The 11,453-nt window shown below is 63.5% G+C and carries 11 protein-coding genes; 9 read left to right on the forward strand and 2 right to left on the reverse strand.

The features are described from left to right. The first annotated feature begins 10 nt into the window (after positions 1-10). Positions 11-2,845, forward strand: coding sequence for a nitrate reductase (locus tag NKJ90_RS30160; protein WP_502904957.1), 2,835 nt, complete (start codon positions 11-13; stop codon positions 2,843-2,845). 145 nt (positions 2,846-2,990) lie between these two features. Beyond that, on the forward strand, positions 2,991-3,248 hold the full coding sequence (locus tag NKJ90_RS30165) for a BrnA antitoxin family protein (RefSeq protein WP_023759589.1): 258 nt from the start codon (positions 2,991-2,993) through the stop codon (positions 3,246-3,248). A gap of 150 nt (positions 3,249-3,398) precedes the next feature. On the opposite strand, the gene NKJ90_RS30170 is transcribed toward NKJ90_RS30165, so the two are convergent. Beyond that, positions 3,399-3,794: a hypothetical protein gene (locus NKJ90_RS30170; protein WP_023759587.1), complete on the reverse strand. Its 396-nt coding sequence runs from the start codon at positions 3,792-3,794 to the stop codon at positions 3,399-3,401. 109 nt (positions 3,795-3,903) lie between these two features. Here NKJ90_RS30170 and NKJ90_RS30175 point away from each other — a divergent pair, with 109 nt between their 5' ends. From NKJ90_RS30175 to NKJ90_RS30205, 7 genes are all read left to right on the forward strand, one after another. Beyond that, the gene (locus NKJ90_RS30175; RefSeq protein WP_023759586.1) at positions 3,904-4,677 is read left to right on the forward strand and encodes an SDR family NAD(P)-dependent oxidoreductase; all 774 of its coding nucleotides are present in this window, start codon (positions 3,904-3,906) and stop codon (positions 4,675-4,677) included. Between the two features lie 203 nt (positions 4,678-4,880). Further along, the gene (gene hisD / locus NKJ90_RS30180) at positions 4,881-6,203 is read left to right on the forward strand and encodes a histidinol dehydrogenase (protein WP_023759585.1); all 1,323 of its coding nucleotides are present in this window, start codon (positions 4,881-4,883) and stop codon (positions 6,201-6,203) included. Between the two features lie 15 nt (positions 6,204-6,218). Beyond that, entirely contained in the window at positions 6,219-7,244 is a 1,026-nt protein-coding gene (locus tag NKJ90_RS30185; RefSeq protein ID WP_023759584.1) for a zinc-dependent alcohol dehydrogenase, read from the forward strand. 31 nt (positions 7,245-7,275) lie between these two features. After that, positions 7,276-8,007 (forward strand): histidine utilization transcriptional repressor HutC, encoded by a 732-nt coding sequence (gene hutC / locus NKJ90_RS30190; RefSeq protein WP_023759583.1) that lies wholly within the window; start codon positions 7,276-7,278, stop codon positions 8,005-8,007. A 295-nt stretch (positions 8,008-8,302) separates the two neighbouring features. Next, the gene (locus NKJ90_RS30195) at positions 8,303-9,310 is read left to right on the forward strand and encodes an ABC transporter substrate-binding protein (protein WP_031260274.1); all 1,008 of its coding nucleotides are present in this window, start codon (positions 8,303-8,305) and stop codon (positions 9,308-9,310) included. Positions 9,311-9,434: 124 nt separating this feature from the next. Beyond that, positions 9,435-10,202 carry an ABC transporter permease gene (locus NKJ90_RS30200; RefSeq protein ID WP_031260273.1) on the forward strand — a complete coding sequence of 256 codons (768 nt, stop codon included), beginning with the start codon at positions 9,435-9,437 and terminating at the stop codon, positions 10,200-10,202. Between the two features lie 10 nt (positions 10,203-10,212). Beyond that, positions 10,213-10,995, forward strand: coding sequence for an ABC transporter ATP-binding protein (locus tag NKJ90_RS30205; protein ID WP_023759580.1), 783 nt, complete (start codon positions 10,213-10,215; stop codon positions 10,993-10,995). Positions 10,996-11,042: 47 nt separating this feature from the next. Here NKJ90_RS30205 and NKJ90_RS30210 read toward each other — a convergent pair whose 3' ends face one another. Further along, on the reverse strand, positions 11,043-11,375 hold the full coding sequence (locus NKJ90_RS30210) for a hypothetical protein (protein ID WP_023759579.1): 333 nt from the start codon (positions 11,373-11,375) through the stop codon (positions 11,043-11,045). Positions 11,376-11,453 lie beyond the last annotated feature (78 nt).

Below are 11,453 nucleotides of genomic sequence, written 5' to 3' on the forward strand. Positions count from 1 at the left end.
TTCTTTCTTCTTGCCGCCCGCCCTCCCCCCCGCGCGCGTGGGGGGGGGGGGGGCGGGGCGGGGGCGCGCGGGCGGGCGGGGTCGCTCTCGCCCCCCCCCCCCGCCCCACCCCAACCATCCGGCCAATTTCGGCCGGCTCTGCTCCAAGGGTTCGGCACTGGCCGAGACCGTCGACCTTGACGGCAGGCTGCTCCATCCGGAGATCCACGGCCGCCGCGCCGGCTGGGACGAGGCGCTCGACCTGGTCGCCTCGACCTTCTCGCAAACCATCGCCGAGCACGGCCCGGATTCGGTTGCCTTCTATGTCTCCGGCCAGCTTCTGACCGAAGACTATTACGTCGCAAACAAGCTGATGAAAGGTTTTATCGGCTCGGCCAACATCGACACCAATTCGCGCCTGTGCATGGCCTCCTCAGTCGCCGGCCATCGCCGTGCCTTCGGCGCCGATACGGTGCCGGGAACCTACGAGGATCTGGAGCTTGCCGACCTCATCGTGCTGGTCGGCTCCAACCTCGCCTGGTGCCATCCCGTGCTCTACCAGCGCATCGCGGCGGCCCGGGAAAAGCGGCCGGAGATGAAGATCGTGCTGGTCGATCCGCGTCGCACGATGACCGCTGACATCGCCGACATGCACCTGGCGATCGCGCCGGACGGCGACGTTGCCCTGTTCACCGGCTTGCTGGCCTATCTCGGCCAGCACAATGCGCTCGACCGCGCCTATATCACGACGCACACGACCGGCTTCGGGCAGGCGCTTTTCGCGGCGTCGGCGCTCGACCTGGCCGGCGTTGCCGCCGCCACGGGCCTGAGCGAGGATGAGCTTGGCCGGTTCTACAGCCTGTTTTCGGCGACCGCGAAAACGGTGACCGTCTACAGCCAGGGGGTGAACCAGTCATCCTCGGGCACCGACAAGGTCAACGCCATCATCAACTGCCATCTTGCCACCGGCCGCATCGGCAAGCCGGGGGCAGGGCCGTTTTCGGTGACCGGCCAACCCAACGCCATGGGCGGCCGCGAGGTCGGCGGCATGGCCAACATGCTGGCCGCCCATATGGAAGTCGAAAACCCGGAACATCGTGACCGCGTGCAGCGCTTCTGGAACGCGCCGACTGTTGCCGAAAAAACCGGCCTGAAGGCGGTCGAGATGTTCGAGGCGGTGGCCGACGGGCGCATCAAGGCGCTGTGGATCATGGCCACCAACCCGGTCGATTCGATGCCGGATGCCGACGCCGTCGAGGCGGCGATCAAGGCGTGCCCGTTCGTCGTGGTGTCGGACGTGTTGGCCCAGACCGACACCGTGCGCCACGCCCATGTGCGGCTGCCCGCCGCCGCCTGGGGTGAGAAGGACGGCACAGTCACCAATTCCGAGCGCCGCATCTCGCGCCAGCGTACTTTTTTGGACCTGCCCGGAGAAGTGCTGCCGGACTGGCGGATTGTTGCCGAGGTGGGCAAGCGGATGGGTTTTGGCGAGGCGTTTTCCCATGCCACGCCGGCGGAGGTGTTTGCCGAGCATTCCGCGCTGTCGGGGTTCGAGAACGATGGCGCGCGGGATTTCGATATTGGCGCTTATGCCGGGGTTGATGCGGAGGGGTATGAGGCGCTTGAGCCGTTCCAGTGGCCGGCGCCGAGGCAAGGCACCCCCCTCTGGCCTGTCGGCCATCTCCCCCTAAAGGGGGGAGATCGGCTGTCATACGGGCTTTCACCAATCTCCAGCGTCGCAGAACTGAGCGAAGCGCCGAAGCTGCCAATCTCTCCCCTTGAGGGGGAGATGGCCGGCAGGCCAGAGGGGGGCGCTCAGGCTGGACTTAAACCAGAAGGCGAACATACCCGCTTCTTCGCCAACGGCAATTTCTACACACCCGACCGCAAGGCGCGCTTCATTGCCATCCGCCCCACTACAGAAATCCGCACCAGCCCGGACTATCCGCTGATCCTCAACACCGGCCGTATCCGCGACCATTGGCACACCATGACGCGGACGGGGAAAAGCCCGCGGCTTTCCCAGCACATCGCCGAGCCCTTCGTCGAAATCCACCCGGCGGATGCCGCGCTTTACGGCATCGGCGACGCCGACATCGCGCGCGTTTCCAGCCCGCGCGGCGACGTGCTGGTGCGCGCGCTTGTGACCGCACGCCAGCGCCAGGGCAGCCTGTTTGCACCGATGCACTGGACCGATCAGTTTGCGGCAAAGGGCCGGCTCGATGCGCTGACCGCGCCGCTGACCGACCCGATTTCCGGCCAGCCGGCGCTGAAACACGTGGCTGCCCGTATCGAGAAATTCGCAGCGAAAGCCTTCGGCTTCGCGGTGACGCGGCGGAGGCCGGAACTCGACATAGCGGCCTACTGGGCCGTGGCCAAATGCAAAGGCGGCTGGCGGGTCGAGCTTGCCTTTGGCGATGACGACATCGACTGGTCCGGCTTCGCCGGCTCCTTGTTCGGCACGTCACCGGGCGCCGAAATCCTCGCCTATCATGACCGCGACGCCGGCCAGCATCGCATCGCTGCCTTCGACGGCGATCAATTGTCCGGGGCCTTGTTCGTCGCGCCCGGTCCGGTTGCCGTTTCGCGTGGTTGGGCGGCGGAACAGTTGAGTGCCGATTATGTCGACCGGCGCGGCAGGCTGGCGATCGTGGCCGGGCGGCCCGGCGGGATCGACGCCGACCGCGGCGCCATCGTCTGCTCTTGTTTCGGCGTCGGCGCCAACCAGATCGCGGAAGCGGTGCGTCAGGGTTGCGGCAGCGTCGCGGCAATCGGCGCGGCGCTGCATGCCGGAACGAATTGCGGCTCCTGCCGCGCCGAAATCAGGGTTATCGTCGACGCACAAATTCTTCAGGCAGCCGAGTGACGAACGCCAGAGCGGGCCGCGAAGAGTGCGCCCGACCGTTGCCGGCCGCTCGAAACCAAAAGGACCTGCGCGACGGCGCCGGTTGGGCTAAGATGGCGCAAGCGTGCAGCACCGGGCACGAATCATCTTCAGTCAGGGTCACCCAATGGCTAATTCCCCGCGCCGACCGACAAATCCGATGACGGCCGCCGAGGCCGCCTTCAAGCCGGTGAAGAAGCCGGCTGCTCCGGTTCGTGAGCCCTCGGCCGCTCCAGGTGTCAGGGAGCTTGTTTCGATCCGGATCGACCGAGCCGTTCTGGATTATTTCCAGGAGGATGGACCCGGCTGGCAGGATCGCATCAACGATGCCTTGCGGCAGGTGATAGAAGGCAAGCCGACTGCGGGCGGTTCGGAAGACGAGTAGAGCCCATTGCTTCGCAAAGGTCACGGCATGGTTGGCGATTTTCTGCGCGGCATGGCAAAACAGGACAACCGTCCTGTATTCGACAAACCGGGCGCGGATGCCGGCGCTTATTGGTCGGCGGCCTGACGCGGCCGGCAGGCATGCGTTGATCTAAGACCGGATCCCCGGAGGAATATCATCGGCGGACGCTTTGGTCTGGCGGTCGAAAACGACTGCCAAGCCCTTCTTGACGGCATGCGAGGCGACCATGTCGTCGAGTTCGCGATCGGGAATGGCGGGTTTGAGGACCTGCCGGATGGCCCGATAGGCGTGTTCGGTCGACACATAGTCGTAGCGCTTTTTGCGCGCTTCCACATACTGCTCGATGAGAATGCCCAATCGGCGGGCGGCGACAGAGTCTGGTTGCTGCTGCAAAGGAGCCTCCTCAAGCGTCAATGGTTTGCAGACGCCAAGGGATGTAAAAACCCACGCCGCGAAAGTTAAGACCTGCGTCCGGTTCGAGGCCAAATAAAATGTGCCGTCGACATTGATGACAAGGGTGCTCATGCGGCGAATGATGCCATCAGCAGCGCAGCTGAAGTACTTTGTATATGCTTGTATATGCAATATGATATGATAGCCTCGAAACCGAAGCCGGCACAGCAAGGAGGATCACATGCGCAATGCTTCTCTCTTCGATCTCTCCGGCAGGAAGGCGCTTGTCACCGGCGCAAGCCGTGGCATCGGGCGCAGCATCGCCGAGGCGCTGAGCGCAGCCGGCGCCGACGTCGCGGTCACGGCCCGCGGCCTGGCTTCGCTTGAGGCGACGACGACAGCCATCCGCGCGGCCGGCGGGGTGGCGCACGCCATCGCGCTTGACGTCACCGATGTCGAGCGGTGCCGGGCAGCAACCGCCGAGGCCGCCGGCCTGCTTGGCGGTCTCGATATTCTCGTCAACAATGCCGGGATGGAGGAGGTGCGGCCCTCGCTCGATGTCGATGAGGCGCTGTGGGACAGGATCGTCGATACAAATCTGAAGGGAGCGTTCTTCTGTGCCCAGGCCGCCGCACGGCAGATGCGGGACGCCGGCCGGTCGGGTGCCATCATCAATTTGTGTTCGCTGACATCGGAAGTCGGAATCCCCACGGCGGTGCCGTACGGCTCGTCCAAGTCGGGCTTGCTCGGCATGACACGGGCGCTTGCAGTGGAGTGGGCGGAGCTTGGCATCCGGGTCAACGCCATTGCGCCGGGCTATTTCAGGACGGCGATGACCGACGTGTTTTACAGCAGCGAAGCATGGCAGCAGTCGATGCTGGCCAAGATTCCGCAGCGCCGTTTCGGCGATCTCCGCGATCTGCACGGCATCGCCGTCTTCCTCGCTTCGGATGCCGCGGCCTACATCACCGGCCAGTCCATCCCGGTCGATGGCGGCTTTCTCGCCTCGATCTGATGGGAGCGGTTTGCCTCGGCAGTTTCGACCGGAAGGACGGTGGAAAAATTGCTGGCGACCATCATACATACATGTATATACTTTTTGTCCGAGCGAAGCCTCGCGATGGTTTTGATCCTCGTCCCGGGTCGACCCGTCGGCCCGCCGAAAGATGGCCGACCAGCCGTCATTGCGTTCGAAAAGTCCCAGGAGAACCAGCTGCCATGTCCGACATCAGCTTCCACGATTTGTCATCCATCGATGCCGACCAGCGCGCCAGTCTGCTGAAGCGCGCCGAGACCGATCTGACGGTCTTCGTCGAGAAGGTCCGGCCGATCATCCGGGCCGTCAAGGACGAAGGCGACGCCGCCTTGATCCGGTTTGCCAGGGAACTCGACAAGGCCAATGTCGCCGAGGGTGAACTGCAGGTGTCGGAGAGTGAGTTCGACGCGGCGTTCGACAAGGTCGAAAAAGATGTCGTGGAGAGCATCCAGTTCGGCATCGACAACATCCGGCATTTCCATGAGGAGCAGAAGCCGGAAACAATGTGGCTCAAGGAAGTCCGGCCGGGCGCCTATGCCGGCGACAGATACACGCCGATCGCTTCCGTTGCGCTTTACGTGCCGCGCGGCAAGGGCGCCTTCCCGTCGGTGACGATGATGACATCGGTACCGGCGGTGATTGCCGGCGTGCCGCAGATCGCCATCGTGACGCCGCCGACATCGGATGGTTCGGTGGACGCTGCAACGCTGGTCGCCGCGCGCCTTGCCGGCGTCGGGACCGTCTACAAATGCGGCGGCGCGCAAGCCGTCGCCGCCGTCGCTTACGGCACCGAGACAGTGAAGCCCGCACTCAAGATCGTCGGTCCCGGCAGCCCGTGGGTGGTGGCGGCCAAGAGCGTGTTGTCCTCCGTCATCAATACGGGTCTTCCAGCCGGCCCGTCGGAAGCGATCATCTTTGCCGATGACAGCGTCGACGGCGGCCTTGCCGCGCTTGATCTTCTCATCGAAGCCGAGCACGGGCCGGATTCCTCGGCCTATCTGGTGACGCACAGCCGCAAGGTCGCCGAAGCAGCACTCGCTGCACTTCCGGATCACTGGTCGCGGATGACTGAACAGCGTGTTGAGTTCTCGCGCGCAGTGCTGACGGGAAAGCGCGGCGGCATCGTGCTGACCGCGTCGCTGGAAGACAGCTACCGCTTCATCAACGACTATGCGCCCGAACATCTCGAGATCCTGTCGAAGGAGCCGTTCGCGCATCTGGGACGCATCACCGAGGCAGCCGAAATTCTCATGGGACCGCACACGCCGGTGACCCTTGCCAACTTCGTCCTCGGACCCAATGCCGTACTGCCGACCAGCCGCTGGGCGCGAACCTATGGGCCACTTTCGGTGACGGATTTCGTCAAGCGCTCGTCGGTCGGCTATGTGACCTCGGCGGCCTATCCTGAACTCGCGCTGCATGCGCGCAGGCTCGCCCGCTACGAGGGCTTCAGCTCGCATGAGAACGCGGTGTCGGAGATCCGCGACCGCTATCTCGCCGGCTGAGCGGAAACGATCGCGATGAAGGCCGCACGACTTTATGGACCCGGCGACCTGCGCGTCGAGGACATCGCCGCGCCGGGCACGCCGGATGCGGGCTGGGTGAAGCTGAGGGTCGATGCCGCCGGCATTTGCGGTTCGGACCTGCACAATTTCCGCACCGGCCAATGGATAAGCCGGTCGCCTTCGACGGCCGGCCATGAGCTGACCGGCACGGTGATCGCCATTGGCGAGGGCGTCGATACGGTCGCCGTCGGCGACAGGGTGATTGCCGATTCCCGCTTCTGGTGCGGAGATTGCGCGCAATGTCGCGCCGGGAGGTGGCATCTCTGCACTGATCTGGGCTTCGTGGGCGAGATCTGCGACGGCGGATTTGCAGAACAGGCGGTGCTGCCCGCACGGCTGCTGCATGTCATCGATGCCGCACTTGACGAGCGGGTAGCGGCGATGGCCGAGCCGCTGGCGGTGGCGCTGCACGCGGTGCGGCGGCTGCCGAAAACGGCAGGTTCCGTGCTGGTCGTCGGCTGTGGACCCATCGGCGGTCTCGCCGCGCTGCTGCTGTCACGCACCTTCGCTGGTACCGTGCTGGTCGCCGACCGCAACCTGGCCCGTTGCGCCCGGGTGGCGCGGGTGACCGGGGCAACGATCGTCGACCTGAACCGGGATGCCGTTGCCATCGCCACCGCCAATGCCCCGTTGCTCGCGGCCGTCGAAGCGACAGGCAGCGTTACGGCACTTAACCAGTTGCTCGGCGTTCTCGATCCCGGCGGCACGGTTGCGATGATCGGCATCTTCCATGGCAGGCTCGACATCGACCCCAACATCCTGGTCGAACGCGAAATCGGGTTGCTGGGATGCCACGCCTTTGCCGACGAGCTGCCCGAGGCCGTCCGGATGCTGGGTGAACTCAGCGAACCGCTGCTGGCCCTGATCGATCAAGAGATCGGCCTGGATGAGATTCCCGCCACCTACGAGCGGCTGTTGGCGGGGCGCAGCGACGGCTTGAAAACAATCATTCGCATGCGGCAACCTGTCGAGCCGTTGTGATTTCCGATCAATCGCCGGAAAGGACTTTGAAATGATCACTTTGCCCGATACGGCCAGCCCTCTCTACGAGAAGGTGAAGGACTATATTCTGACGAATATCGGAACCGGCAAGTGGAGCAAGGATCGCAAGCTGCCGTCCGAGAATGAGTTGGTGGCGTCGCTCGGCGTATCGCGGATGACGGTGCACCGCGCCTTGCGCGAACTGACCGCGGCGGGATTTCTGACCCGGCTGCAAGGTGTGGGAACTTTCATTGCGCCACCGCGGCCGCAATCCGCGCTGATCGAGATCAACAATATCGCGGCGGAAATCGTCAAGCGCGGCAACAGGCATCGCTCCGAAGTCCTCGTGCTCGAAACGATCATGCCGACAAAGGAGTTGGCGCTGTCGTTCGAATTTCCAAAACGTGTCTCGATCCATCATTCCGTTGTCGTCAATTTCGAGAACGATCTGCCGGTGCAGTTGGAAGAGCGCTTCGTCAATCCGACTCTGATACCCGACTACGACAAGCAGGATTTTTCGAAGACGGCGACCTATGACTACCTGATGCAGAAAACCCCGGTGACCGAGGTCGAGCATATCATCTCGGCGATACCGGCTGATGCCGAGACGGCGCGGCATCTGGGCATCGATGTCGGCGCCTGCTGCCTTTTCCTGCACCGCCGGACATGGACGGGCGCGGTGGTGGCAACGATCAGCAGGCTGACTTATGCCGGCAGCCGCTACTCGCTCGGCAGCCGCTATTCCCCTTCCAAAAACAGCTGACGGCAACGCTGCGACGCAAGACGGAGAGGTTTCGTTGCCAACGTATCTGCATGTATTAAGGGCAGGGAGATGCACCCGATCAAAGTGGAAATTGAGTCCCTTCCAACTTGTATATGCATGTATGTATTTTAGCCTTGACATCCGCTCCTGCTGACGCTGAAATATCGTCGCACTTCACCATGAAGTGGCAGGTAAGACGCCGAGGCACAGTGCCGCAAGAGCAGAAACCCGCAGTCTCAACAGACCGGACGCCTGGGTAAGAAAAGCGGTCTGATCATCAAGGGGAACAAAGATGATGCGTAACCTAACAGGACAATTTCGCGCGCTCGTGATGGCCGCCGCCATCGGGCTCGCCGCCGCCCCGGCAGCCCATGCGGCCGATGCGGCCATTCCCACCACACCCGAGGCGGGAGCGTTCAAGATCGGCATCGAGCCCTGGCTTGGCTATGGCCAGTGGCATGTCGCCGAGGCCAAGGCGCTGTTCAAGGCAAATGGTTTGACCGACGTACAGATCGTTAATTTCGCCGAGGACAAGGACATCAACGCGGCGCTTGCAAGCGGCCAGCTCGACGCCGCCAACATCGCCACGCACACGGCGATGGGCATGGTTGCGGCCGGCCTGCCGGTGAAGATCGTGCTGCTGCTCGATGTCAGCATGACCGCCGATGCCATGATCGCCGGCAAGGACATCACTTCCATCAAGGACCTCAAGGGCAAGGAAGTCGCCTTCGAGGAAGGCACGACGAGCGACATCCTGCTCAAATACGCGCTCGCCAAGAACGGCATGTCGATCGACGACGTGAAGCCCGTGCCGATGCCGGCATCCGACGCAGGCGGCGCCTTGATCGCCGGCCAGGTGCCGGTCGCGGTGACCTACGAACCGTACCTCACTGTCGCTATGGCGCAGAACAAGGAAGTCAAGCTGCTGTTCACCGCCGGCGAGGATCCCGGCCTGATCAGCGACGTGCTGGTGGTGCGCGACGAGGTGATCAAGTCGCGGCCCGGCCAGGTGCTGGCCATGATCAAGAGCTGGGACGCGGCGCTCAAGGACTACAAAGCCGATACATCAGGCGGCCGCGCCATCATTGCCAAGGCCGTCGGTTCGGACGTCAAGGACCTCAACACCGCCTTTGACGGCGTGCGCTATTACTCGCTTGCCGAAAACAAGACGGCGCTCACCGGCGACTTCAGCACGAAGACCTTCGCCGATGTCGAAGCCGCTGCCAAGAACGCCAAGCTGCTGCAGGCCGATGTGACGCCGGAACAGATGATCGACCCGTCTTTCGTCAAGGCGGCGGAATGACCAAGGCCGGATCGCTGTGGTGACGCAAATGTCGGCGGAGCGACCGGCGGAAACAGGCCCGGCGCATTCCGCGCCAGGCCCCATCACGAAACCGGCGAGGCACCGCCGATCCTCCGGGATCGGCGTGCCCATCGCCAGATCGCGTTTCCTGACGATCGCGGTGGCTGTCTTTGTCGGGCTTGGCCTTGCCTGGTGGACGGCGACCGGACTGGGGTGGGTGAAGCCGATCTTCCTGCCATCGCCGGGCAGCGTCGCGACGCAGATCGCCAAGCTCGCGGCTGACGGCACGTTGTGGCTGGACCTCAAAGCCTCGATGTACCGCATTTCCATCGGCTTCCTCATCGCCTCGGCACTGTCGATACCGATCGGCGTTCTGATCGGCAGTTTCCGCTCCTGGGAAGCGGCCATCGAACCCCTGGTGGACTTCATCCGTTACATGCCGGTCGTCGCCTTCGTGCCGCTCTCCATCCTGTGGGCGGGTACCGGCGATACGCAGAAATTCCTGATCATCTTCATCGGCACCTTCTTCCAGCAGGTGCTGATGATCATGGACAACGTCAAACGGGTTCCCGCCGATTTCATCGGCCTTGGGCGCACGCTCGGCCTGCCGGATCGCAAGATCCTGACGCGCATCGTCGTCCCCAGCGCCCTGCCGGGTATCTGGGATACGCTGCGCATCAGCCTGGGCTGGGCGTGGACCTGGCTGGTGCTCGCCGAACTCGTCGCGGCGACATCCGGGCTTGGCTATCGCATCACCGTGTCGCAGCGCTATTTCCAGACCAACACCATCATCGGCTATATCCTGCTCTTGGGCCTGCTCGGCCTGATCACCGACCAGGTCATGAAGGCGTTGGAAAAGGTGCTGTTCAAGCAGGAGGGCCGCTCGCAATGAGGTGCCGCCGATGACCCCCCCCAAATTGCGGATCGCCGGTCTCAACAAGAGCTTCGGCATGGGCGAGCGGCGCAAGGAAGTGCTGCGCGACATCAACCTCGATCTTGCCGACAACGAGTTCGTCTCCCTGGTCGGCATATCGGGCTGCGGCAAGAGCACGCTGCTGTCGATTGTCGCCGGATTGCAGGATTTCGACGCCGGCGATCTCAGCATCGATGGCGCGCCGATCCTGCAGCCGGGGCTCGATCGCGGCGTCGTCTTCCAGTCCTACACGCTGCTTCCCTGGCTGACGGCGCGGCAGAACATCGAGTTCGCCCTCAAGGCCGCCGGCTACGACCGTTCGACCTGCCGTAGCATCGCGCTCGAGCATCTCGAGCTCGTCAAGCTGTCGGACAGCGCCGACCGCTATCCGGCCGAACTCTCGGGCGGCATGAAGCAGCGCGTTGCCATCGCCCGTGCGCTTTCCTATCGGCCCAAGATGCTGTTGATGGACGAGCCCTTCGGCGCGCTCGATGCCTTGACCCGGCACCAGATGCAGGAGCTGCTGACGCAGATCTGGGAGGAACACAGGTTGACCGTCCTGTTTGTCACTCATGACGTCGAGGAGGCCGTCTATCTGTCGGACCGGATCGTGGTCATGGGGATCGGTCCGGGGCGCATCACGCAGACGTTCAACGTCGACATCGAGCGTCCGCGCCGTGAAGAGGTGATGGAAAGCCCGGCATTCATGGATTTGCAGCGCGGCGTCCACAAGGCCATTCGCGAGGCGTCAAGACGTCCCGAAATGGCGTAGCATCCGGGCGGTCAAACAATTCGTTGGCCCCACATATCAGTCAGGAATCAGGGGCCGTGGGGACCGCATAGACCGAGCGTCCACGCGACGGTTCCGCAAAAGTCGCCGACATACCCATGGTAGCTGCCGTAACCATTGTAGTAGCTGTCCATTCGGGCATTGTCACCGGCCGAGTTGTCGCCCGTCCAACCGCCGCCAACCCACATGTCAGTCCGTAGATATTCCCGGTGAACCACGTGCCGATGCTCGCCGCCGCGATGTGTCGCGACATGGCGGACAAAATGGTGCCTGACGACCGCGGCATCGGCGACAGTGCTAAAAGAGATCGCGCTCGCGGCCGCCAAGACAATGGCACCGGTGAGCATCATCTGCCGTTTCATGAGGATGCCTCCTGTTCATGCGAGACATGCACGGGACGGAAACGGATTCTGCACCCACACGTTCCTTCACAAAATCGG

It is taken from the genome of Mesorhizobium sp. M0051 (assembly GCF_040323235.1).
Classification (GTDB): domain Bacteria; phylum Pseudomonadota; class Alphaproteobacteria; order Rhizobiales; family Rhizobiaceae; genus Mesorhizobium.